Consider the following 25,382-nt stretch of genomic DNA (forward strand, 5'->3'; position numbering starts at 1 on the left):
GGCTCCGTTCCATATGTAGGAAATCATTGATGAAGGGGAGGTGATCTTCATTCCTCTTGTCGTTCGTTCAACCGTTAATGCTACGGGAGCAATTACATTTACAGGAAATACGCTTGGACTGAGTCGTTCGGAAACAGCGGGAGTACCCGGAACACAGGATAGTATTGGAGGTTTTATCACAACCAACACCAGCCTCCAATACGGCACCTATCCACTGGGAACGACAAGCCTGTATCAGAGCAACAGTTCAGCAGCCATTCTAACACTACCTGCTGGAAGTACCGTTCTGTATGCAGAATTGATCTGGGGCGGAAGTTACATTAATGGTACAGTCAACCTGAGTGCTGCCATCAACAATCCGGTTACGTTTATTACACCCGCAGGGACTTCCAGTGTTACCCCTGATCCACTTACCTACAATCAATTCGATCTGGGGGGCGGTGCTGCTGGCTATGTACGTTCCGCTAATGTGACCACACTTGTACAAAATGGGGGAGCAGGTACATATATCACCGGAGCAGTGGTAGGGACTATTGTTATTACAAATGATTCCACGGCCAATCATGCGGGGTGGACACTTGGAGTCATTTATCAGAATCCCAATCTGCCTTTTCGCAACATGTCTTTGCGTGCAGGGGGCGTACTCGTTCAATCCACTTCACCACCTGTTGTTACCACACTGACTGGATTTGCAACGCCCCTTTCCGGTGTATTGGGAGGAAGAATACTGTTCAGTGCACAGGAGGGCGACGCGAACCGGACCGGTGACCAGGCATTATTCGGGCCGACCTCAGCTACATCGGTTGCTTTGTCTGGGCCCAATAATCTAGCTGCGAACTTTTTTGCCTCTCAGATTAACGGAGATACCGGAGCGCTTAATACAACAGGAACGTTTGGAACACGAAATCAGATCAACGGAGCTCCAGGTACGAATATTATCGGTGGACGTCAAGGCTGGGATATTACCAATGTGGATGTGTCAGCAAGACTGATTAATAACCAGTCATCTGCGGTGTTGACATTAACGACCTCGGGGGATGCCTACATTGTCAACGCCAATGCAATTCAAGTTGATATTAATGCACCCAAGATCACATTGGCTAAGGCAACGGTCGCCGCCGGTGCAGTTGCCGGGGATAGTATTCTATATTCGGTTACCGTCACCAATGCAGGCACTGCGAGTGCGGCCAGTGTTGTTTTATCCGATTCACTTCCTGCAGGTCTTACCTTTATTCCAGGCAGTGTCACGGTTGCAGGTGTATCCCGTCCAACACTTGATGTGACGGCAGGCATTCCGCTGGGTTCGTTAACTTTATCCAGCAGTGTTGTTGTAACCTATCGAGCACTCATCGGTCAGGATGCAAGCATCCTGCAACTGGTGAATTCGGCCAATGCAGCCTTTACATTTCAAAGTGTAGCAGGGGGGCCGGTCATTACCGGAGTTATTCCGTCCAACAACTCCACCCTTACGGTTTATTCGCCAAACCTGTCCATTGTGAAATCGGCGAGTACCACCAATGCCACGGTGGGTGACCTGGTAACCTATACACTGCAAGTGAACAACGGAGGGAATGTTGCTGCCAACGTTACATTGAGGGATAACATTCCAAGTGGTAGCTCATATGTAGCAGGCAGCTTTCGTCTGAATGGAAATGTGATTGCTGGCGCCAATCCGGTTACCGGCGTTAATCTGGGGAGCCTCGCGGCAGGAAGTGCCAATACCGTGACCTTTCAGGTACTTGTAACAAGCTTGCCGACACCGCCGACTCTTGTGGATCAGGCGACAGCTTCTTATTCCTTCAATTCACCTGATGGTCGGACGATCACGGGAAACATCGCGTCGAATACCTTAACGATCCCGGTAACATTGCCCAATGTGACCACGGTAAAATCAGCATCCGTTACCGATGTTGCTGTCGGGGAGACCTTCACTTACACCGTAGTTACTACCAACAGCGGTATTCAGGTGATTAACAATGTGGTACTTACAGATGCGCTCCCTGCTGGAATAACTTTTGTTCCCGGCAGTGCAACCGTAAGGGGAACTGTTGTACCGTCTGCGAATCCGAGCAGTGGTATCTCTATTGGGACATTGGCGGCCGGAAGTTCTGCGACGGTGACGTTTCAGGTGAATGTGCAGTCTTTGCCTGCTTCAGGTTCGTTAGTTAATCGAGCGGTAGTGTCCTATAGCTCTGGTTCGTTCACGGGCATTTCCAACTCCAATTCCATTACAACCCCTGTATACCAAGCTGTTGTTGGTATCAACAAGTCGGCAAGCCAAACCAATGCGACACTGGGGGATCAGATTGCATACACACTTGTGGTCACGAACAGTGGGAATATAGCGACTCAAGTGAATGTGACGGATACGATTCCAGCGGGGCTGACGTTTGTCCCGAATTCGGTAACTGTGAATGGTACTGCACGTCCTGGAACAAGCCCATTAACCGGAATAACACTGGGCAGCCTCCTGCCGGGAGTTGCGGCTACGGTGGTGTTTCGCGCTACACTCACCACACTTCCGACTCCCCCGACACTGGAGAATCAAGGGACAGCAAGTTATACGTACCAGCTTCCAAGTGGAAGGAATCTCTCAGGCAGCAGCTTATCCAATATCGTTCGTATATCTGCATCGGCTCCCAATATTTCTCTTAGTAAAACAGTAAACACACCAGATGCGACAGTTGGGGATGTGCTTACGTATACCGTTGTTGCAACAAACGCAGGAATTAGTGCAGTACAAAATCTGGTGATTTCGGATGCACCATCCGGCTCTGAATTTGTCCCGGGTAGTGTCACGATTAATGGATCTGCTGTTCCCAGCGCAAGCCCCGTTGCGGGAATCGCAGTGGGTTCATTGAATAGCTCAAGCAGCGTAACTGTGACCTATCAGACCCGAGTGAATTCCGTTCCATCTACGGGTTTGGTTAGTAACCAGGCCAATGCAGCATTTACATCAGGCAGTTTTAACGGTGTTTCTTCTTCTATATCAGTAAATACCCCCATATTTCTGCCAGTGATCCAAGTGGTGAAGTCAGCAAGTACAACAAGTTTGACTGTAGGCGATACGTTTAATTACACCATCCAAATTAACAATACAGGTAACATAGCTGCAACGGTTACCTTGACAGATCCCATTCCAGCAGGAGCAGTATTCAGCACAAATAGTGTCATTATTAATGGCGTACCTACACCTGGAGTCAGCCCGGAGTCGGGTATCAGTCTAGGAGAGATTGCTGCGGGCTCAGGTGCAACGGTCACCTTTGTTGCGACGGTTACCAGTTTGCCAGATGCAAGGCAGTTAATTAATCAGGCGGTTGCTTCATTTGCCTACACACTCCCAAGTGGGAGAACGATTGCCGGTCTCTCGTCATCAAACACCATCACTATTCCAGTGTCTCTGCCCAATGTTACGATTGTCAACAGTGACAATGTAGAGTACGGCGTAGTCGGAGATGTCATTCGATACACATCTGTTATTCGTAATAACGGCACAGTAGCCGTTAATAATGTGGTATATGTCAATCCTCTTCCTTCGAATACCCCATTTGTACCCGGAAGTGTCATTGTGAACGGGACTTCGTTCCCGCTCTCCAATCCGACCGCCGGCATTCCAATCGGTACGTTGGCTCCAGGAGCCGAGGTTACCGTAACTTTTGAGGTGACGATTACCATGCCGATTCCTTCGCAGATTAACAATCAGTCGACGGTCAGCTTCACATCCGGTTCATTTTCAGGGTCATCATCGTCCAATACCACTCAGACTCCGGTCATACAACCGCAGATTTCACTTGTCAAAACAGCAAATACCGTAAATGCAACTGTAGGTGATACGGTTGTATACACGGTAACGGTCAGCAATGCTGGCAATCTGGAAGCAAATGTTACTCTCACAGACAACATTCCTTCTGCGACTACTTTTGTACCCAACAGTGTGGTTGTATCCGGTGTGCCAGAGCCGGGAGTAACACCAGGAACAGGTATTCCGGTAGGCATTGTAGCAGCAGGGGCGACGGCTGTTGTCACGTTTGCCGTTGTTGTGGATTCACTTCCATCCCCACAGCAGCTTAGCAATTTTGCTACATCATCCTTTACATTTACACCTCCAGATGGGCGGACGTTGACTGGCTCAGCCACTTCGAATACACTCACGTTCCCAGTCTCGTCACCAAACGTCGCTGTTGTCAAAAGCACAGCTTCCACTGCGGCTACGGTAGGCGATACGGTGACCTATTCCATTCTGGTGACCAACAGCGGAATTGCACCGGTGAACAATATTCAGTTTTCAGACCCGATTCCAGCTGGAGCCTCTTTTGTTACAGGGAGTGTCACAGTGAATGGGGTTGCGCAACCCGGAGCCAATCCGGCAGGTGGGGTACCCCTTGGTACATTGGGGCCCGGAACGTCCGCGACGGTCACATTCAGTATCCGTATCGACGCGATCCCGCCAAGTGATCAGTTGAGCAATCGCTCTACGGTCAGTTTTACCTCAGGTACATTCTCAAGCACAACCTTTTCAAATACCGTGGTCACTCCGGTGTACCAGCCTATTCTTTCAGCACAAAAAACAGCCAGTACACAAAATGCTACCGTTGGGGATACAGTCAGCTACACGATAACCGTGAGCAATCAGGGAAACTATGGAGCCCAGATTAACCTGACAGATAACCTTCCAGCCGGAACCATCCTTGTTCCAAATAGCGTTATTGTGAACGGTCAACCGCTGCCAGCAGGAAATCCAGCAACGGGCATCCCCGCAGGCAATGTGGCTCCCGGAGCTACGACCACCATTACCTTTTCAGTGGTTGTTGATACGCTGCCAAGTCCGCAACAACTGGTGAATCAGGCTTCCGTAGCTCTATCATATACATTGCCGGATGGGCGGAACATCACGGAGTCTGTTCTATCCAATGTGTTAACCATTACCGTATCGGCACCGGATGTCGATGTCGTCAAATCCACAACTTCAACGTCGGTATCAGTTGGTGATATCGTAACGTATAGCATCGCTGTAACCAATAACGGAATTGCAACGGTCAACAATGTGGTTTTCACGGATGCAGTGCCGACAAGTACCGTTCTTGCGCCAACCGGCGTGTTTGTCGATGGTGTTCTGCGCCCTGGTGCCAATCCTTCTACGGGAATAACGCTTGGTTCCATCGCACCTGGCGTTACGGTAACCGTTGTATTTAGTGTGCAGGTTACGGCGCTCCCGGCAAGTGCAGTGTTAAACAATCAGTCCACGGTCAGCTTTACATCAGGGGCTTTCTCAGCGACCACATTCTCCAATACGGTTACAACTCCGGTCTTTCAACCTATTCTGGCTGCAGTGAAAACGGGAGATCAGACGATAGCAACGGTAGGGGATACCGTTGTGTACAGCATCGCTATTTCCAATACCGGGAACTATGGGGCATCTGTCACGTTAACGGATACCATTCCGGCAGGAACAGAGTTTGTTCCAAATAGCGTTATTATTAACGGGGCTTCTGCACCAGGTGCAGATCCTGCTTCGGGTATTCCGCTTGGTGTCGTTTCCACAACAACTCTAGTTACCTTCTCCGTTGTGATTGTGACGTTACCTTTGAGCCAGTCCATTACCAATCAGGCATCTGCGACATTTTCGTATACATTACCTGATGGAAGAACACTTGGAGGCACGATTACGTCCAACTCACTCAACATTCAAGTATCTGCTCCGAACGTGAGTGTAGTTAAGACGGCTTCGGTAGTTGATGCCGTGGTAGGCGACACGATTGTGTATGAAATGGTTGTGACCAATGAAGGAATTGACCCTGTAAACAATATTGTGATCACCGATCCGATTAACCCAGCCACCACATTTGTTACAGGCAGTGTTCTGGTGGACGGCGTCCCACGTGCCTTGGCCAACCCTGCGCTGGGCATAGCTCTTGGTAGTTTGGCGCCTGGAGCATCGATAGCGGTATCGTATGCAGTGCGGGTCAATACGCTTCCAACACCACCACAAGTGAGCAGTCAGTCTTCCGTAAGTTTCACATCGGGTGTTTTCTCGGGAGCAGCGTATTCCAATACGGTTGTAACACCGATCTATCAGCCGATTATTGCCGTAACCAAAACAGGGAGCACCTCCAATGCAACGATTGGTGACACCATCACCTATTCTTTTGCCATTAACAATAGCGGGAATCTGGATGCAAGTTTGACATTAACGGACAATATACCGAATGGAGCCGTACTGCTTCCCAACAGTGTTCTGATTGATGGTGTTCCACAGCCAGGTGCCAATCCAGAGACGGGTATCGTTGTGGGTACCATACCGTCCGGAGGTACGGTTATTGTAACGGTTACCCTCGAAGTGACTGTAGATACGTTGCCACAGGATCAGCAACTGGTTAACCAGGCGGTGGCCAACTATACATTTAGTCCACCCGATGGCCGTCTGTTGACGGGGACCGTATCTTCGAATGTTCTGGTTATCCCGGTATCTGCACCAAATGTTGTTGTTGCCAAAAGTACAAGTGCCATTGATGCTGTTGTTGGTGATGTAATCACCTATACGGTTGTAGTAACCAATAGCGGCATTGAAGTGGTTAATAATGTGGTCATGGTTGACCCGGTACCTGTCGGTACAGTATTTGTGCCAGGAAGTGTTACGGTGGATGGTGTGCCAAGACCAACAGGGAATCCGAATACAGGCATCACGCTTGGTTCGATTGCTGCGGGTGCTTCCGTTACGGTTACATTCAGAGTAGAGGTTGTGGTGATATGAGCCAATCTTCCGGTCCGTTGTCCCACTGGCTAAAGAATCAGTCCCTGGTTCGATTCAGCTCGGGTGCGACTGAACTGGAACAGGTATCCTATTCGAATACGGTTGTAACACCGTGGATCGGCCCCAGGCTTGAAGTCAGAAAAGTCTGCAATGTCACGGAGGCTGCCTTAGGGCAGTCTCTTATCTACCGTGTTGAAATTGTTAACACCGGAAATCTTACGGCCCTAGTGTACCTATTGGATCAGCTATCTGCAGAGACGGCACTGCTTCCCAACAGTGTACTGCGTGATGGTATTCCGTTACCGGGAGCATCACCGGAGAGAGGATTGCCTCCAGCTGAAATCGCGCCCGGAGCCACGTTGCGATACCACTTCCAAGTTGTAATCTTGCGTTTACCTGAGACACTGAAGCTGCTGAATCAGGCACAGGTTAACTATGAGTTTTTGACACCGGAAGGCAGAACGGTTACAGGTATGGAACAATCCAATATCGTGGAGGTCAATCTGGTCTCATCCCGGCTGGAGATCTCCTTGCAGGCGGATCACATCTATACCTTCTCAGGGGATATTGTCATGTACACCGTCATCGTGAGCAATCCGGGTTTTATTGCAGCCACGAATGCCCAAGTAACGATTTCTTTGCCACAAGGTATTGTTTTTATACCTGCGAGTGTCATCGTAGATGAAATGTTTGCGCCACAAGTAACGCCTGATACGGGCATACAACTTGGAGAGATTTTGCCCGGAAGCTCAATTAGGGTACAATATCGGGTTCAGGTTATGGGGGGAAGCGATGCAAACGGAATATCAAGTGTAGCTGTACTGTCATATATCTCGGTAGGACAGCAGGAGACGGTCTACTCCAATCAGGTTACCCTGGAAGTGATACAGCCCCAGGTCTCTGTGCTGAAAAGTGTGCTCCCGGTAACGGCCACATTGGGTGATGCCGTCCAATATAATATTACCGTCTCCAATGCAAGCAGTTATGCGGTGGATGGAACTCTCCTGGATGTACTGCCCACAGGTATGACATTTGTCGAAGGCAGTCTGCGCTGGAATGGGGTTAAACGTCCCGGAACCAACCTGGCTAAAGGTCTTAATCTGGGGACGTTGACAGCCCGGTCGGTTCTGAATATTCAGTTCGAAGCGAAACTTCCAGATCGAGATGAATCGATGCCTGATGACTACAGGTATGTGAATCATGCTAGCCTGATGTATACATTTCGATTGCCAGATTCACGGTCAGTGCAGCGGATGATTACATCCAATGAAGCTGTGGTCGAATTGAAAGCGCCGATAATTCAGGCTTATGTTCAAGTGACACCCACATTGGTCGAGCAGGGAGGTACCGTCACTTTTCAGGTACGTGTGGGGAATACGGGTAATTTGCCGGCACGTGTACAACTTGGGAGCATTTTACCTGAGGGTGCCAGATGGCTTGGTCAAGCTACGGGTGAGCTCCAATTGAGCATATCAGAGTATTCCACACCACGGGTTCTGCATGTGGGCGTGATTGAGCCTGGAACGGAAAAGAACATCTCGTATGTAGCGAAGTTAGCTTCTGAGAAGGTGGGGACGCTGCAAGGAGACTTGATTGCCAGGTACACGTATGAATGGAATGGACAAAAACGGGCTGGCGAAACCCGATCGAATGAGTACAGCATCATTGTGGAGTATAGAGAAGAATAGGAGGTATCACGGTTAACGGTAACTTGCCTGAGGAATTTGCTCATTCTGGTTGCCATGAGATTACACGAACGTAAATGAATGGTATACTAATTGAATATGAACTCGGCAATCAACCCGTGGAATCGGGACGTCGGAGTAGAGGAGGCAGCCACATTGGCAAAAGCAAAAGTAGCAAAAAGACCTACACGGGATGAGTTTGAACTTGAAGAGTTGGGAAACCAGCTGGTTGAAGCTTTTCGGGAACGTTCGGAAGTACTGTTGACGGTATGGGGCAAAGAAGATCAGGTGCAAGGAGTCATCGTCAAAATGGACTCCCGTACACGACTCGTGCATGTAGAGTATACCGAAGAAGAGTTCACAGCGAAGGTACCTTTTCTGGATATCATGCGTGTGCAATCTCCCCGGTACTGAACGAAAAAAACAGCAATCTGAATAATTAGGGCATCCGCCCTGTCAAAGTCGTTCTTCCTGCATAAGATAACCCATACCTGTTGCAGAGGAGGTACGGTCAATGAGCGAAGTATTAGGTGGAGAAACAAGAGGCTACGGATACGGAGGTTTCACTTCTGTAGGTGCCATTCTGGTTCTGTTCATCCTGTTGGTTATCATCTCCAAAGCGTTCTTGGTATAATTGCATATCTCTAAAGAATGAAAGAAGCTCTGCCATCGCGGCAGAGCTTTTTTGTTCGTTCAGTCCTTGGCGAATTTTGTAGAAAATCGGTGTAAGTCCTGCTTACGTTATGTTAGAATATAACCATCCCTAGAGAAAGAAAGAGGTGTTTTGATTATGAGCCAAACGTTAACAGAATCTTTAAATGAACAGATGAACTTTGAGTTTTATTCCGCTCATGTATATCTGGCTATGGCAGCCTATTGTTCCAGCAAAAGTCTGGATGGATTTGCGAACTTCTTCATCGTGCAAGCGGAAGAAGAGCGATTCCATGGCATGAAAATATACAAATTCCTGAATGATCGTGGACAACGTGCCACACTTGAGGCTTTGCCAGAACCGAAGAATGAATATGCTTCGATACTGGATGTATTTGAGCATGGTTATGCTCATGAACAGCAAAACACGAAAAAATTCTACAATCTGGCTGACATCGCTCTGAATGAACGTGAACATGCAACGATGTATTTCCTGAAATGGTTCATTGATGAGCAGGTTGAAGAGGAAGCTTTGTTTGACAATATTATTCAGAAGCTGCGCCGCATTGAAAAAGACAGCAATGCCTTCTACATGCTGGATGCCGAGTTTGGCAAACGTTCGTTCACTGCTCCTGCTGAATAAATGCACGTGGGGAGTCGAGAAGATTCCAGCGTCAAAACACCATTTACATACAGCATGAGGTAATGATCCTGAAAGCAATGGGGGCAATCCCCTTGCAAAGGATGATGGTTTGATGCCATATGCTGATTGAAGACAAAGAAGCCTGCACTTGTGCAGGTTTTTTTGCATGCAACGATATTTAATGATTGTATTGATTTACTTGAATTGGAGTAAAGGTCTATCAAAATTCTGAATGTGGGTAATAGAGGATATGTCACAATTGATCTATCCTGCCGGGATCTTATTTTGCGCAAATCTATCAAATTCGTATTAAATTTTAGGTTTATCTGACAAAAGTGTAACTCTACCGTAGCCTTTGGAGCGAGAACAGGAGCCACTATCTTTGATAGTATTAGGATTAATCGCCAAGGGATGAAGGTAGAAACACATGGACACCCGGGGAAATATAACACATAAGGGAGACTTTTAATTATGCTACATATTCGTAAATCTATCATGGTCACACTTGCTATTTTACTAATCATTCCACTATTATTGCCGCAGTCGGTATCTGCCAAATCTGTTGCATCCAAGGATGGAGCAAGCAAAGCAAATTCGAAAATCATATACCTGACGTTTGATGATGGGCCAACCGCTCATACGGGTCAGTTACTGGATATTCTGGATCAATATCATGCGAAGGCAACGTTTTTTATGCTGGGACCTCAAATGGAGCAATTTCAGAAGGCTACCAAACGTATCGTAGCTGACGGGCATGGATTGGGTCTGCATGGTGTGACTCACGTTCCAGGCAAATTCTATAAATCTGCATATAGCGGATTGAAAGAAATGCAACAGGCCAATGCAAGTCTGAACAAGGTTGCCGGAGTTAAAACAAGTCTCGTGCGGACGCCATACGGTAGTAAACCATACCTCAAGCCTGCGTTCCGTAGTGTACTTCTGGGCCAGGGTGGATTCCATCTATGGGATTGGAATGTCGACTCGGAAGATTGGAAATACAAGAAGGATCACCAGAAAGTCTATAACAGTGTAATGAAGCAAATTCACAATGTGCAAAAGAGCGGAACAACACCTGTTGTGCTTATGCACGACCAGGAAGCAACGCTGAAAGTATTACCGCAAGTATTGAAAACATTGAAGGCAGAAGGGTATCGTTTTGAAGTATTAAGCAAAAAAGTACAGCCGGTTAACTTCTGGAACGACAAGCGTTAATCTTTTGAATTTTTAGATTGGCTACAACGAAGGAGGTACACATCATGAAGAAACAGCCATTATGGATCATCATTCCAGTAACGACAGCCGTTTTACTTGCTCTGGCAGGATGTGGCGGACCGGATTCAAATGCAGCATCATCAGAGAATAGCTCTTCACCAACGACAACAGTGGGGGAGCAGACCGAGACCGGCAGCGGTGGTGCTGATTTCTCTAATGAAAATGAAACAGGAACCAAAGAGAATACGGGCACAACAGATAATGAAGACACATCAGGATCGAAGGCAAATGACAACCAAGTTGCCACTGGTCATTCAGGTGTGAATGATGTGATCAAGCAAGTTCGCAACCAGTTGAAGATGAAGGATGCCGCATTACCCACTTCATTCACATTGGACAAGGGTACATCTTTGGGGGCGGCAATACTGTCCAATACTGTTGATGCATTTAAGGTAAACTTCTACGCTACCACTCAGTCTGTTGCCATTAACGATCAATCTTTAACTGCATCCGACAGTAAGATACCTGTATTGGCTTCCTATGAAGTGAAGACCTATAAGGACCCGAAGCAGCCAGAAATTTTCCCTGAGACGGACCTGAAAGATATTCCAGCAGATATGGCTGTGGATCTGGGACATGGTATCAAAGGTATGAGTGAAGGTGCCGCAGGCAGTCAATATCTGACTTGGCAAGAAGGTAGATGGACGCTGGAAATTCGTTCGGTATCCGAAGATGAAATGAATAATCCGGGCATAGCGAAGAAAATGGTGGAGTATCTGGAGTCACATACGTTGCCTGTACCCAAAGATAAAGGGTATATCAAGGTTGAATATCCAAGTGGTGGACAGTCTGTTCATGTAACGATCTCATGGCAGGACGGTAACCGAATTCATCAGCTTAAGACTGATCAAGTGCCATTAGAAGCTCTTGGTATGGTTGTATCTGTGAAATAAATCTTGAGTGTTTTACGGATATTCTGCAATGTAAAAGAGATAAGTGTGGGATTGTTACGATACACCTAAAAAAAGCTTCGCCCAGGAAGAAATTGCTGGGCCAAGCTTTTTATTTTGAACATGTTATCGCAGCTTATGCAGCCGGGGTACATGCTTATTTTTGTTTCAATGGGTTAAAGCGGTACTTTCATTTGAACCACCCTTTTTCCTTGGAGCGAGTGATGGCCTCAATGCGGTTACTGGCATTTAACTTGTTGAGAATAATGGAGATGTAGTTACGCACCGTGCCCGTTGTGATGAACAGATGCCCGGCGATTTCTTTGGTGTTTTTCCCATCTGCCATGAGGCCTAGTACGGCATTCTCCCGTTCTGTCAGGGGATTTTCTTCTACATAAGCTTCATCTACCAAGTCGGGAGCGAAGATGCGTCTGCCATTCATAACTTGGCGGATCGACTCGGCAAGTTCTTCAATTGGACTATCTTTGAGCAAGTAACCACGGACACCGCCCTTTAGGGCACGTTCGAAATATCCGGTCCGGGCAAAAGTGGTCAGTATAATGACCTTACAGCTCATTCCTTTGAGTTCTTCTGCAGCTTCAAGGCCGCTTTTCACGGGCATTTCTATATCCATCAGACAGATGTCTGGTGCAAGCTCTTGGACAAGGGCAAGGGCTTCCTGGCCGTTGCTGGCACGTCCGACGACTTCCATATCTTCCTCCAGATTGAGGAGGGAGGACAAGGCGCCGAGCATCATGCGCTGATCTTCCGCGATTACAATTCTAATCATGATTCTGCCTCCTTTATCGGTTTGCGAACGAGTTTTGGAACATGAATAATGATCGCTGTACCCGGGATGTCTGTCGCAGAGCGAATATCCAGACAACCGTTCACAAATTCAAGTCGTTCCTTCATGCCCAAAATTCCTGTTCCGCGCCGATCCTGTTTGCGAGTTCGTTCTATTCCAACACCGTTATCTTGAACGGTTACTACATTATCCGCTAGTGTTTCCTTAATGATGATAGTACAGGTTGTTGCCTGACTGTGTTTGACGACATTCGTGACAGCTTCTTTCAAGCACATACCGAGCACATTTTCATTCAATTGTGACGTATCCTGTAACTTCGGATTACCTTCCAGCACAAATTCAATCGAAGCGGCCTTCAGAATCTGCTCCGCCCGGAACAGTTCATCGACCAATTGTGTACCACGCATGGTGGTGACCATTTCCCGGACTTCCTTCAGAGCTGTACTTGCCGTTTGTCTGAGATCGTTCAATTCAATCTCGGCCTGATCGGGATTATTGCGGAGCAACCGTCTCGCCAGATCGGTTTTCAGACCGATCAGAGAGAGCTTCTGTCCAAGTGTATCGTGCAGGTCACGAGCGATACGCTGGCGTTCTTCCATTTTTACGAGATCATCAAGTCGCTTGTTCGCATTCTCCAATTGGCCTTCCAAATGTTCAGTTTTGTTTTTGTTATACGTACTGATTGGGAGCAGGATGGAGGCCATTAAGCTGATGAATACAAACGGGAGTTGGCTCACCAACAGAGAACTCTGATTAATGAAACCGTAATTAATGGTTACGAAACTGGCTCCCAGGTTCACCGAGTAGAGGGTGAAGAAACCGGCTTTATTTTTAATATTCCCAATAAAGAAAGCAAGAAACAATGAGAAGTAGGCATAATCATAGGCGATCGTCATCGTAATGGATATGGCAATAAGCATTCCAATCCACATGTACACCTGCCAGCCCTTGGTGATGAAGGCGAGCAGGTAACAGACGAAGAAGACGAGGATAATGATGATGCCGGTTACCATCGTCCATAATTTAGAATATTGCGATATAAAATAGAATGGCAGGATGAAAAAGGCGAGCCATACATAAAGGTTCAACCCTGTTTTTTTATAAAAATTTTGCATCCACTTTTGAATGGAATTCTCCTCCTCAAACTTGTACTCAACTTTAGCATGACTGTAGCATGACTATGGCTTGAACACAAGAAAACGAATCCGACAGAGTTAAGGCTTCTCTGTCAGACCCGCTGGATTGGTTACTCGGATAGGCGGTTGAACATACGGCTTGCGGGATAGCTTTTTGAGCTGTCTGAAGCTAATAAACTGTTTAGAATCTTCATCCCACAGACGGAAGCGCAGGGCAACCAGACTGGAACGTAATGTAATAGTCGTTGCTTTTTGCAAAGGTGGTGTTGCGTTATGTGCTTCTTCCAAGAAATAGTTAGGTACACGTGGGCTCAAGTGATGCACATGGTGAAACCCGATATTACCACTGATCCATTGCAATAATTTTGGCAATTTGTAATAAGAACTGCCTTCAACAGCTGCTTTTACATAACTCCACTCATCTTCATGTTCAAAATACGTCTCTTCGAACTGATGTTGGACGTAGAACAACCAGATACCAAAGAAACCGGAGAAGAAGAAGATAGGTGCCTGCACCATTACAAAAGCCTGCCATCCGACTAACCAGGACATGAATGCATAGAGCACAACGATCAATACGGTAGTCAGGTGTGTATTGATACGTTCTTTACGTCTAGCACCTTTGCGGTTAAAACGGTAAGCCAACAGAAACACGTAAATGGGTCCGATACAAAACAATACAAACGGGTTACGATAAATCCGATAGAAGAGACGACCCCAAGTAGAAGCTTCTTTGTATTCGTCAACCGTCATAACCCAGATATCACCTACACCACGTTTGTCAAGATTACTGCTTGTTGCGTGATGGATAGAATGCTCGTTTTTCCACTGCTGATAGGGTGTCACTGTTAATACACCAGTAATGGTACCGAGAATATCGTTGGCGCGTTTGCTCTTGAAGAATGAACCATGGCAGCAGTCATGGAAAATAATAAAGGTCCGCAGTACAAATCCGGATGCCACCAAGGCAATCGGGAAGGTCAGCCAGTAGGAAACCGATAAGCTAAAATAAGCTGCAGCCCATAACAAGAAGAGCGGGAGCAATGTATTGATTAACTGGCGGATACTTAGTCTGAGATCATTTTTTTCGTAAGGGGTGACTTCTTTTTTTAAGGCCATTTCTTTTGATCTGTTCATAAAATTGTGTCCTCCTTCAATCGTTATAACTGTAATCAGCTACAACTTGGCGTTTCCCGCTAGACTTTCTTGTAGGAAGCGTTTTTATCATTATAAAACAATCCGAACATGACAGTAAGTCATAAACGTCAGCCTTCTGTAATGATGAATATCAATGACGGACCATGACATTTGTCATGGGTGTATGATACTCAATAGCTCTGAAGAAGACAGAAGAGCAGGTTTTACAAATTCCTTTGCATAAATTACGCAACAATTTGTATTATGTATACAAATTTTGTTGAGAGCATGGTAAAATCTATCTTTGAGTGGTTATGACAACTTATGAGACGGGTCGATTAGGTTGATTTCTGATGGATTGGATGGAATGCATAATGAAGAAACGAATTACGGATATCCTATTTATTATGGCAGGTGCATTTCTGTTTGCACTGGCGGTGAACCTGTTTGTCATCCCGAACGATTTGGCTGAAGGCGGCGTCACGGGTATCACGATTATTTTGTATTACCTGTTTGAATGGTCCCCTGGACTGATGAACTTGATCCTGAACGGTATTTTGTTAATTGTGGGATATCGGTTTCTTGATAAAACGACTACGGTATATACGATTATTGCAGTGGTATTCAACTCGTTGTTCCTGCATCTGACGGAGAGTTGGACGATTGCATCGGATGAACTCTGGATCAATACCATTTTTGCCGGATTATTTGCCGGTCTTGGTATTGGCTTGATTGTTAGAGTGGGAGGCACAACGGCGGGGACAGTGATCCTGGCCCGACTTGCCAACAAATATCTGGATTGGAATATCAGTTACGGACTTCTGTTCTTCGATCTGATTGTGGCTTTCTCCTCATACTTCATCATTGGACCACAAGGATTAATGTGTACAATTGTCTTGCTGTTTGTTGGAACCAAAACAATGGAGTTCATTATTGAAGGGCTCAATCCGAAAAAAGCCGTTATGATTATCTCTTCCAAACAGGATGAAATCGCAAAGCAAGTCATTGAGAAGATGGATCGCGGAGTAACCGTCCTGTCCGGTCATGGCTATTACACGAAAAATAAGAAAGAAATTCTATACATTGTGATTAGCAAGCAGGAAGTTTCTATGCTGAAGAAGATTGTACGAGCAGAAGATGAGATTGCTTTTATCACCATTCATGACGTGCGTGATGTTTTCGGTGAAGGATTTATTGAACTCTCCAAAACTTGATGAATATGTATATAAGGAAGAAAAAAGTTGCGGTGAAATATCACCGCAACTTTTTTGATAGGTTAATGGTATCCGGTATTAATCTAGTTCAATAAGAAAGAACCCTTCTCCGAAGAGAAGGGCAAAAGAGTATTAATAATGTCTTCTTTTTTTGATTCCACAATATTCAACAGTGACATGACAGTGTTTTTTACACTTTGTAGGGACATATTTAACTTTGGTAACACAAGTTTTCGTAATTTTTTTGTAAAAACACTTTGGTCTTGGATGATGACATTTATGATGTTTTCTATACATATTAAAACCTCCCTGATCGTGATAAGGTATTCTATGAGCGTGTCACTGTTTCGGAAATGTATAAACGTCTATTATTGTATAATAATTCCTTTATTAGGCTTCTGTGTTATAGGTGAAGGTTGGTTCTTTCTAGTAAAACTTTCTACTAAAAGAGTGCAATGACAAAAAGCTGTACACCTACCAAACACGATGATATATTGAATTTAATCAATTTGTTAATAAACCTAACTAACTAAGCATTTAGCATAATTTCCAAGAGCGTTTTACAATCAGCAAGATATAGATCGAAACGGTGTTATTCGTCTATATTTTGTACCCGAGAGCGACTTTAATCGAATTATGAAAAATGCTAACTATAAGAGGAGGCGATAACATGGCTGGCACACCGCAGTATATCCGCAATCTGAATGAAAATCTCATTATGGATGCCCTCATAACTCAGGGAACCATGTCGAGAGCGGAAATCAGCCGTCAGACCGGACTTAGTAAACCAACAGTATCTTTGGCAGTCGAACATCTGATTGACCGTAATCTGGTGAGGGAAATGGGGCCAGCTGACAACGCTCAGGGTCGAAAAGCAACCCTCATTCGTTTCAATGAAACGGCTTATTATGTCTGTGGGATAGATATCGGCGCAACACGCATTCGGATTGCATTATCCGATCTGAATGGAGAGATCATTGCCTATCGAACATATCCCATGGTTGTTCAAGGAGCTTATGAGCGAGCAGAAGCGACGATGCTGGAGCTTCTTCGAAGCCATATGAACGAACTGCTTGATGAGAATCATCTGAACTGGGATCAGATTCAGTGCATCGGGTTTGGTATACCAGGCGTAGTGCTGCCTGAATCAGGGCGTATCAATCGTATTGTGGACCCGTTAGCGGGTCTGGAAGAAGCTTTCTCTCTAGAATCGTTGTCAGGAGCTTTTCCCTGTGAAGTAATTCTGGAAAATGATGTGAATCTTGCAGCGCTTGGGGAGTATCGGAGTGGTGCAGCAGCAGGATATCCCTTGTTTGTTTTTTTCTCCATCGGTACAGGGACAGGCGCTGGCATCATGGTACATGGCCAACTGCTTCGAGGTTTAGGTGGCTTAACTGGAGAGATCGCGGAGATGCTGGTGGACGATGGCCGACGTCTGGAGGAAGTGCTGTCCGCTGATGGTCTGATGCAACTGGCGAAAGATTATCTAGATCAGCATGATGAACTATTATTGGAGGCTGCTGATTCGGGTGCAGATGATCTTCACAGACACCTGACTCCCGAGAGGTTATTTGAAGCTGCGCGCAGTGGAGAAGTAGAGGCGTTAGACATTCTACAACAATACAGCAAGAAGATTGCTTCAGCTCTGTGTCAGATTAGCGTTGTGCTTGCTCCGGATCTCATTGTGCTTGGCGGAGGTGTAGGAGGGAACGGTGATGTGTTATTGCCTTTACTGAGGCAGATCATCTCTGAGCAATTCCCTGTGCAACCACAGTTAATCTGTTCCAAGCTTGGTGAGCAGGCTGTTGTCACTGGCGCGGTACAGGTAGCCATACAACAAACGATGCTGAACCTTCAGCAGGCCATGGAATAAGAGATTGGATATACAACATGTGAGGAGGGAAAAGGGATGACAGAATCCGTGAAAAACGTAAGTAATAATTATCAGCCCAATCAGAATGGTACGGTTGGAGGTGATCCATCCGGCTGGCTTGCAGGTATTGACATTGGAGGCACCAAAACATTAATGCTCTTGTCATCACAAGAGGCTGGAAATGAAGTTCATGAACGTATCTTGCCTACGCTTGCCAGTGATCAGCCGGATGAGTTCTTCCGATGGTTATTCACTGAATTGGAAATATTCTGCCGCGAAGTTGGATGCAGTCTGGATCAACTTAAAGGTGCAGGCTTGGGATTCCCTGGTGTGATTCTACAAGAGGAGGGAATACTGCGAAATGCTCCGGCTTTTCAGTGGCCTGAGCTAGATATTCGCCCTGTGATTGCGAAGTATTACAGCGGGAATATCATGTTGGATAATGATGTGAATATGGCCGCAATGGGAGAATATGATCAAGGGGCAGCACAGGGACATCAACACTGTGTAATGGTCACGGTTGGAACAGGCATTGGATCTGCTCTTATCCTGAATGGACAGCTCTATAGCGGCCAGAATGGAGCAGCAGGTGAGATTGGGCATTTCATTGCAGGAGACGAAGGGCTTCATACCGGTTACGTTGCTGATGCGGATTCCTTTGGCGTATTTGAGCAAGTGACTTCAGGTACGGGAATTACCGAACAGGCGAGGCGTTATTTTGCTGCTGGAAAGGGAAGTTCCTTATCCCTGATCATGAGTCTGGCAGGAGGGGAAGCGGAACAGATTGAAGCCAGGCATGTATTCAAAGCAGCGGAGTCGGGTGATCTTGCTGCCCTGGAGATTCTGGAACTACCCATGCGTTATATGGCGAGAGGTCTGGCGAATATTACGGCTTTACTCAATCCTTCCATTATAGTGATCGGTGGTGGCGTGGCTGCATCCAACCCATCCTATTATCTAAACGAAGTGCGCACACGCCTCCAACGTTACACTGTTCTGCCTACACTTTTAGCTGTAGCTGAACTGGGGAACAAAGCAGGAGCAATCGGGGCATTGGCTGCAATCAAGTCCAGTCTGACACGCACATAAAAATAGAGAATAGGCGAAGCAACTACAGAAATAAAGGATGGAGATCCGGATGAGAAGTAGACATATGAAGGCTTACACAGAGAAAATAAAAGCCGATTCCAATGATGCAAAACGTGTTTTACTCCAATTACAGGGCCTATATCTGTTTATGGGGCTTGCTGGGGGGATGTTTAACCCGTACATTAATCCCATATTGGTAGCACAAGGGTTTTCCAGTAAAGAAACCGGATTTATTATGGCGTTTGGCACACTTGTATCCATTATTCTTCAACCAATATGGGGAATTCTGGTAGATAAGTTTAAAAAGACACGGTTCGTACTGGTGATAAGCCTGCTTGTTCCTGCATCGTTAGCGTATTTCTACAATATTCAAGTGTACTTTATATTAATATTGATTTATACTTTATGCACTATATTCCAAGTGACTCAAATACCCGTTGCTGACTCCTATGCGGTTACAGCCGCGAGAGCCGCGAACACCTCATATGGCATGATCCGACTCTTCGGCAGCATAGGAACGGGAGTTGGGGGATTTGCCGCAGGGATGTATCTCTCCCAGTTTTCCATTCACATGTTATGGCTACCATTTCTCCTGTTTAACATTCTGAGCGCTATACTGGCAAGTACACTCCCCCGGCAGACGAGTATATCCTCGTCCTCGGTAACCTTCTCCGTAGGTTTGGCAAGATTGCTCCGAAACCGGACATTCCTTCTATTTCTAACAGGCTGTTTCCTGGTTAACCAAACGCTCACTGCGTTTAACTCCTTTTTTGTTATTTCATTTCAGATGGCTGGCGGTTCGGTGACCATGACGGGTACAGCACTGTTGCTGGCGTCAATTACTAATGTTCCATCCATGTTGGCAGCGGCATTCATACTCCGAAAATGGGGGCATGAACGCACGTTGCTGCTTGCAGCGGGGGCGTATATGTTACGTTGGGGGATACAATGGCTATGGCCGACACCTGAGGTCATGATTGGCGTTCAGGTGCTGCATGGGTTATCCTTCGGATTCTTTTATATCGCAGCAGTGGAATATGTGGCTTCGGTTACGGGACGGGAAATGCAGGCCACAGGACAAAGTTTATTTAACATGGTGTTTGCTGGCCTGGGCGGAATTGTTGGTAATATGCTGAACGGATATTTACTCGATTCCGGCGGTCCATCACTGATGTATCTGGCTTGCGCGATCAGTGCGGGACTAGGATCAGTGATTCTATATATCGTCAGCAGGCAGGCCAAAGAACAGAGAAGAGCATACTCATTAGAATAGAGATGGAAGGAGTTGGAGCCTATGAAAGTAAATCTGAAGCGGAATTGGCACACCAAGTTGATGTATTCGTATTTTCCTATTTTTCTGCTTACGATTTCCATTCTGATCTTTCTCTCCTTCCTGATTGTCAACGAACTCTCACGTAACGAAACACAAAAAGCCGACATGATCTCCACCCGCTATATCGTGGATACACTGGAGCGCTCGCTAAGCGACATTGAACTTCGGTTGCTTGAAGACATTGGTGCAAACAAAACATATAGTCGCTTTCTGGAAGCTGGACAGGGACAATTATCGAGTCAGTTCATCTATGATGCGGCAAGTGGGCTGGGACGTATGCTGGATCAGCAGGATATGATTCAATCCATTTATCTCTATCGCATGTCCGATTCCCAGATTCTTACGCCCAGAGGCATGATGCGTTTGGAAGATTTCGAAGATCGTGCCTATATTGAGCAAGCCTTGAAAGATCGGGATAACCTCGGTTGGAATCTACCACGTGATTATAAGGAACGTTCCTTCGACGTACCTTCACAGGTGATTAGCATGAATAAGTGGCTTCCGTTACCGTGGGGCGGGGAAGGACTGCTCGTCATTACCATCCGCATGTATGCAGTGGAACGGCAGATTGATAACATGACCAATGAAAAGTTATCTGTTCTTCAGGTTCGGGATAAAAGCGACAATCTGATCTATACCGCGCATCAAATGGACCCTTCAGCAGGTGAAATCCTTAATCGTGTGACTGCGGACAAGCTTGGTCTGGTCTTCGAGAGTGGTATTCAATCCGGACAGCTGTATTCATGGGTATCCCTTGTTTCTTATGTGTGGATCGGTATTGGTTTATTAACGATTGTTGGTGCGGTGGCGGGACTAATCTACATTACTCGCAGAAATACACGCCCCATCCAGCTGATCATGAATCGAATTCAGGCGTTACAGCCACGTGCCGAGGAGAATGAAGCAACTCCATCCGTCAAAGATGAACTGGCACTCATCGACCGTGCGCTGGAACATCTGATTGCTCAAACGGTTGACTATGAGAAACAACATCATGAAAACTTGCTGATTCATCGCAGACAGTTGCTTGTTGATCTGATGGAAGGGGAGCGGATGGATTCGTTCCGTCAGCGACTTCGCCATCTGCAACCGCTAGAGGAACGATTCATGGAACCGAAGAGTGTTGCTGTCCTCATTGCGGAGATGAATGGTGACGATCTCTCGACCAATCAGAATATTCTGAAGATTGCGCTTATGAACGTAGTGGAAGAACTTGTGCAGAATGAGACCCAGTTCGGCGGTTGGGCTGAATGGTTTGGGAACCGCAGGCTTATTGTGGTGATTGCATCGGATGAGCAGGAAGGACTGGACCGTGAATTACTTATGGATCTGGCTAAGCAGATGCATATGTGGATTGCGGAAAACTTCCGCCTACGGTTTACGTTCGGGATTGGACGAACCGTACCGGGCTGGGAGGAGATTACTCGTTCCTATGCGAGTGCAGATGCGGGTTTGCAGCATAGACTTACCCTTGGTAAAGATGCGATCGTTCTCAGTGAGCAACTGCCGGATCGTATTGAGCTGCAATCGTACAAGTATTTGCAGATGCTCGCAGACTTTGTCCGTGAATTCAGACTAACCGGCGATGGTTGGCGAACGCAGCTGGATCAGATGTTTGTTGCGTTTAATGAAGATCAGATTACAGATAACGATATTCGCATGTTGCTGCAGGCGTTAATCCAGATGTTGTCCCGTGAATTCGGGGAGCTGTCTGAGCGGCTGCAAAGCCAATTTGCCGAGGAAATCCTGACTCGTCTTCGCAGTGATATCCAGCAGGTGGAGACACTCGAGGGGATTCAAGAGATTTTGCAGGAGTGGCTTAAAGAGGTTTATCGCAATTATGTATCTGTAAATGAAACGAAAAGTCATCGCGCGATGATCAACGAGCTGCGGATATATATTGAAGAGCATTTTGATGATCCGGATCTGTCGCTGAAACATCTGAGTGATCGGTTCCAGATCTCGGGCAAATATGCGAGTTATCTGTTCAAGGAAGAGTTTGAGATGAAGTTTGTTGATTTTCTGGTGAAACTGAGGGTCGAAAAGGCCTGTCGTCTGTTGTCTGCATCCGATATGGCTGTTCAGGATATTGCTCTGCAAGTGGGATACGCCAATGCAATTTCCTTCGGCAGGGTATTCAAACGGATTATGGGCGTGACACCAGGGGACTACCGCAAGCAGAGTGGAAAACAAGGGGATCAATAACGGAATTGCACGTGTTAGAACATCCGAGAATCGGGTGAAATCCAATGATCCTAGAGATATCTATGAAATCTCCTGTATGAGGCAATAAGGTTTCGTCCCTTATCGTCCTTTGCAGGAGATTTTTTGGATGTTCAACCACGATCTTAGGCCAGTGTAGCTGGTATGTTGTTAAGGAATTTTACGAATGTCCTATACTAGCATTATGACAATTCATAGATTAATAGGGCAGGAGTTGAAGATGGTGTACAAATATGGACAGCAAGTGTGGGGATCGGTAGATATCAGTAAACGGGTTACCATTACAGCAAGCAACAACACATTTACATTTCATGTAGATGACTCGTCATATACGATGACTATACCTGTTGGTACCTACACGACAAGTCAACAAAGGCATGAATCCGAACTTATTCAAGCCATTTCGAAGGCAGGGACATCTCAGAACATTCCAGTACGATTTATTTTGGGCGGAATGCATTATGATGAGAAGTATAATGTGTTGATTTTGGAACATACGGACACGATCAACGAACATGTCATCGATCAATTTGCGGGAAATGCCATCGATACGTTGTTTGGTCAAATGAAGTTTAATCTTCCCCCAAGGAATTAGTGCGTCGAATCGTTCTACACGTGTTGCTAAACAAGGAGATCACATAAGATGTGGTCTCTTTTTCATTTTTTGAAGAGAGATTTAATGGAAAAAAGATTATTGCAAGATGGGTGATGCCAGATTGTCTATGAGAAATCAAAATGAATGCAACACAATATGTTATTATAGTTAACATTAAAGGTGTGAAAATTGTATATTGTCAGGAAATATGTTTATATATCGCGGGGTTTAACTTAAAAAACGTGAATTTCACATTTTGAAAATAGTTTATTGTCTAAATATCAGATCTCATGTAATGATTAGTGACATTCACAGGTGCAACAAAATGGGATGAACAAAGTGGAGTGGCAATCATGTGAATCCATTCAGAGAGTGTGCGAAAGGGGAAAGGTCAAATGAGATTATTTCAAAGACGTAAGGCAGGCAAGGCAAGTTCAATCCTCGCAGTGGTAACAGCATTCACTCTATTATTATCTGCATGTTCGTCGGGAAGCGAATCAACATCTTCATCTGGAGAGTCGGGTTCGGGGGAAAAAACAACTTTGAAAGTAGAAATCTTCGATCGGGGAAACACTCCGGCGGGCTACACCATTTCGGACAGTTATCTGACTCGCTTCATTCAAGAGAAGTTTGGTGATCCAAACAACATCGATGTTCAGTTTGTTCCAGTACCACGCTCGGAGGAAGTACAGAAACTTAACGTTCTGATGGCGAGTGGCTCTGAAGTACCTGATATCGTCTTTACCTACGATTCGGGAACATTCAACCGGTATGCAGAGCAAGGAGGTCTGACCGAACTTACGGATCTGATCAATCAAAGTGGTCCTAACCTGAAGAAGTTCCTGGGAGATGAAACGCTGGCCTACGGTCAATACGATGGACAACAGTTCGCGGTTCCAGGTAAACGTCTTGTACTTGGCAAGTACGCATCCTATGTTCGTCAGGACTGGCTGGATGCACTCGGATTGCCTTCCCCTGAGACAGCTGAGGAGCTGCATACAACACTGAAAGCCTTTAAGGAAAAAGATCCGGGTAAGGTTGGCACAGGACTTATTCCGATGGGGATGTCCATTGCCTCGGCTCAATATGAACCACTGATCTGGTCATTCATTGAACCGCTGACGGAAGAACAGAAATATACATTAACGCAACAACTGGGTTCCAATGACTATCCAACGTTGTTGCCTGGTTTCAAGGACGCTCTGAAATATATGAACACACTATATAATGAAGGATTAATGAGCAAGGATTTTGGACTCGACAAAGACAAGAAAAAGCTGTGGGAAGATGTATCTAACGGCAAAGTTGGATTCTACACCGAGGATGCAGGGGAGATTTATATCTCCGGTACGTACAAAAACCTGCAAACCAATCAACCTGGTGCAGTGATGACACCGATTGATGCATTCAAAAACTCCGAAGGCAAATTCGCCAAACCGGCATATGCACCCAATGCGATGTATGTCATGATTCCAAAATCGAGCAAAAATGCGGAAGCCGCGATGAAGTATCTGGATTGGATGGCTTCGGGCAACAACCTGTTCGATCTGCAATTCGGTGTTGAAAACGAGAACTATGAGCTCGTGGATGGAGTTCCACTGATCAAAGATGATGCTTCTCCTGAAATCGCAGGTCGTATCTATAATTCCGGTGACATTGCCATTATCGTCAATGGTAAATACGTTGGAGATGACAAGAAAAATGAAGAGGCTTATGTCGTACAGGTAGAGTCGAAGTATCGGGATGATATGCGCAAGTCGGTAGCGATCTCTAACACGGACACCATTCAACCGGTACGTTTCTCCAAACCGATTGACGCAGAAGCACGTTACGGTAACGGCTTGAAAGACAAGTTTATGGAGTTTTTCGTGAAAACAACCATTTCCAAACCCGCTGATTTTGAAGCTACGTATGACAGCATGATGAAGGACTACATGGCGAGCGGTGGTCAAGCAATCTTGGATGAACGTACAGAAGCTTACAAAGCGATGAAATAAGTAGAGTAGAGATCACATCTAATGTGTATGACAACAAAGAACAGGGATTTCATTAGGGTGATGGCAACATCGCCTTGATGAAGAA

General features: G+C 46.0%; 17 protein-coding genes. 14 read left to right on the forward strand and 3 right to left on the reverse strand.

Annotated features, from left to right (window positions below):
* The first annotated feature begins 40 nt into the window (after positions 1-40).
* The 7 genes from NSQ20_RS14285 (at position 41) to NSQ20_RS14315 (ending at position 11,895) form a co-directional block, all read left to right on the forward strand.
* Complete coding sequence (locus tag NSQ20_RS14285; protein ID WP_340032801.1) at positions 41-6,751, forward strand: hypothetical protein; 6,711 nt, start codon at positions 41-43, stop codon at positions 6,749-6,751.
* Entirely contained in the window at positions 6,748-8,439 is a 1,692-nt protein-coding gene (locus tag NSQ20_RS14290; RefSeq protein WP_340032802.1) for a DUF11 domain-containing protein, read from the forward strand. Before NSQ20_RS14285 ends, NSQ20_RS14290 begins: the two co-directional genes overlap by 4 nt.
* Positions 8,440-8,592: 153 nt before the next feature.
* Positions 8,593-8,850, forward strand: a complete 258-nt coding sequence (locus tag NSQ20_RS14295; protein ID WP_036608707.1) for a YolD-like family protein — start codon at positions 8,593-8,595, stop codon at positions 8,848-8,850.
* Positions 8,851-8,950: 100 nt separating this feature from the next.
* Entirely contained in the window at positions 8,951-9,070 is a 120-nt protein-coding gene (locus NSQ20_RS14300) for a hypothetical protein (protein WP_017688846.1), read from the forward strand.
* A 156-nt stretch (positions 9,071-9,226) separates the two neighbouring features.
* A complete protein-coding gene (locus NSQ20_RS14305) occupies positions 9,227-9,730 on the forward strand; it encodes a ferritin (RefSeq protein WP_340032803.1) in 504 nt (167 codons plus the stop codon).
* 471 nt (positions 9,731-10,201) lie between these two features.
* Complete coding sequence (locus NSQ20_RS14310) at positions 10,202-10,942, forward strand: polysaccharide deacetylase family protein (RefSeq protein WP_340032804.1); 741 nt, start codon at positions 10,202-10,204, stop codon at positions 10,940-10,942.
* 44 nt (positions 10,943-10,986) lie between these two features.
* Positions 10,987-11,895 (forward strand): hypothetical protein, encoded by a 909-nt coding sequence (locus tag NSQ20_RS14315; RefSeq protein WP_340032805.1) that lies wholly within the window; start codon positions 10,987-10,989, stop codon positions 11,893-11,895.
* 187 nt (positions 11,896-12,082) lie between these two features.
* On the opposite strand, the gene NSQ20_RS14320 is transcribed toward NSQ20_RS14315, so the two are convergent.
* From NSQ20_RS14320 to NSQ20_RS14330, 3 genes are all read right to left on the reverse strand, one after another.
* The gene (locus NSQ20_RS14320; protein ID WP_036608692.1) at positions 12,083-12,682 is read right to left on the reverse strand and encodes a response regulator transcription factor; all 600 of its coding nucleotides are present in this window, start codon (positions 12,680-12,682) and stop codon (positions 12,083-12,085) included.
* Positions 12,679-13,815: a sensor histidine kinase gene (locus NSQ20_RS14325; protein WP_174806443.1), complete on the reverse strand. Its 1,137-nt coding sequence runs from the start codon at positions 13,813-13,815 to the stop codon at positions 12,679-12,681. Before NSQ20_RS14325 ends, NSQ20_RS14320 begins: the two co-directional genes overlap by 4 nt.
* 99 nt (positions 13,816-13,914) lie before the next feature.
* Positions 13,915-14,973, reverse strand: a complete 1,059-nt coding sequence (locus NSQ20_RS14330) for a fatty acid desaturase (RefSeq protein ID WP_036670647.1) — start codon at positions 14,971-14,973, stop codon at positions 13,915-13,917.
* A 374-nt stretch (positions 14,974-15,347) separates the two neighbouring features.
* On the opposite strand from NSQ20_RS14330, the gene NSQ20_RS14335 reads away from it, so the two are divergent.
* The 7 genes from NSQ20_RS14335 (at position 15,348) to NSQ20_RS14365 (ending at position 25,297) form a co-directional block, all read left to right on the forward strand.
* Positions 15,348-16,187 (forward strand): YitT family protein, encoded by an 840-nt coding sequence (locus NSQ20_RS14335; RefSeq protein ID WP_017688839.1) that lies wholly within the window; start codon positions 15,348-15,350, stop codon positions 16,185-16,187.
* Positions 16,188-16,857: 670 nt separating this feature from the next.
* Positions 16,858-18,060, forward strand: coding sequence for an ROK family protein (locus tag NSQ20_RS14340; protein ID WP_340032806.1), 1,203 nt, complete (start codon positions 16,858-16,860; stop codon positions 18,058-18,060).
* A gap of 36 nt (positions 18,061-18,096) precedes the next feature.
* Complete coding sequence (locus NSQ20_RS14345; RefSeq protein WP_340032807.1) at positions 18,097-19,149, forward strand: ROK family protein; 1,053 nt, start codon at positions 18,097-18,099, stop codon at positions 19,147-19,149.
* A gap of 49 nt (positions 19,150-19,198) precedes the next feature.
* A complete protein-coding gene (locus tag NSQ20_RS14350) occupies positions 19,199-20,422 on the forward strand; it encodes an MFS transporter (RefSeq protein ID WP_340032808.1) in 1,224 nt (407 codons plus the stop codon).
* 21 nt (positions 20,423-20,443) lie between these two features.
* Positions 20,444-22,687 carry a helix-turn-helix domain-containing protein gene (locus tag NSQ20_RS14355; protein WP_053061534.1) on the forward strand — a complete coding sequence of 748 codons (2,244 nt, stop codon included), beginning with the start codon at positions 20,444-20,446 and terminating at the stop codon, positions 22,685-22,687.
* A 184-nt stretch (positions 22,688-22,871) separates the two neighbouring features.
* Positions 22,872-23,300 (forward strand): hypothetical protein, encoded by a 429-nt coding sequence (locus tag NSQ20_RS14360; protein ID WP_340032809.1) that lies wholly within the window; start codon positions 22,872-22,874, stop codon positions 23,298-23,300.
* A gap of 395 nt (positions 23,301-23,695) precedes the next feature.
* The gene (locus NSQ20_RS14365; protein WP_315939630.1) at positions 23,696-25,297 is read left to right on the forward strand and encodes an extracellular solute-binding protein; all 1,602 of its coding nucleotides are present in this window, start codon (positions 23,696-23,698) and stop codon (positions 25,295-25,297) included.
* Positions 25,298-25,382: the final 85 nt, after the last annotated feature.

This window comes from Paenibacillus sp. FSL K6-1122 (genome assembly GCF_037977015.1).
Taxonomy (GTDB): Bacteria; Bacillota; Bacilli; order Paenibacillales; family Paenibacillaceae; genus Paenibacillus; species Paenibacillus amylolyticus.

Excerpts from the sequence above, each read along its gene's own strand:
- NSQ20_RS14290 (WP_340032802.1), top strand. The coding sequence starts at position 6,748 with ATGAGCCAATCTTCCGGTCCGTTGTCCCACTGGCTAAAGAATCAGTCC.
- NSQ20_RS14300 (WP_017688846.1), top strand. The coding sequence starts at position 8,951 with ATGAGCGAAGTATTAGGTGGAGAAACAAGAGGCTACGGATACGGAGGT.
- NSQ20_RS14305 (WP_340032803.1), top strand. The coding sequence starts at position 9,227 with ATGAGCCAAACGTTAACAGAATCTTTAAATGAACAGATGAACTTTGAG.
- NSQ20_RS14310 (WP_340032804.1), top strand. The coding sequence starts at position 10,202 with ATGCTACATATTCGTAAATCTATCATGGTCACACTTGCTATTTTACTA.
- NSQ20_RS14315 (WP_340032805.1), top strand. The coding sequence starts at position 10,987 with ATGAAGAAACAGCCATTATGGATCATCATTCCAGTAACGACAGCCGTT.
- NSQ20_RS14320 (WP_036608692.1), bottom strand. The coding sequence starts at position 12,682 with ATGATTAGAATTGTAATCGCGGAAGATCAGCGCATGATGCTCGGCGCC.
- NSQ20_RS14325 (WP_174806443.1), bottom strand. The coding sequence starts at position 13,815 with ATGCAAAATTTTTATAAAAAAACAGGGTTGAACCTTTATGTATGGCTC.
- NSQ20_RS14330 (WP_036670647.1), bottom strand. The coding sequence starts at position 14,973 with ATGAACAGATCAAAAGAAATGGCCTTAAAAAAAGAAGTCACCCCTTAC.
- NSQ20_RS14335 (WP_017688839.1), top strand. The coding sequence starts at position 15,348 with ATGAAGAAACGAATTACGGATATCCTATTTATTATGGCAGGTGCATTT.
- NSQ20_RS14340 (WP_340032806.1), top strand. The coding sequence starts at position 16,858 with ATGGCTGGCACACCGCAGTATATCCGCAATCTGAATGAAAATCTCATT.
- NSQ20_RS14345 (WP_340032807.1), top strand. The coding sequence starts at position 18,097 with ATGACAGAATCCGTGAAAAACGTAAGTAATAATTATCAGCCCAATCAG.
- NSQ20_RS14350 (WP_340032808.1), top strand. The coding sequence starts at position 19,199 with ATGAGAAGTAGACATATGAAGGCTTACACAGAGAAAATAAAAGCCGAT.
- NSQ20_RS14355 (WP_053061534.1), top strand. The coding sequence starts at position 20,444 with ATGAAAGTAAATCTGAAGCGGAATTGGCACACCAAGTTGATGTATTCG.
- NSQ20_RS14360 (WP_340032809.1), top strand. The coding sequence starts at position 22,872 with ATGTCCTATACTAGCATTATGACAATTCATAGATTAATAGGGCAGGAG.
- NSQ20_RS14365 (WP_315939630.1), top strand. The coding sequence starts at position 23,696 with ATGAGATTATTTCAAAGACGTAAGGCAGGCAAGGCAAGTTCAATCCTC.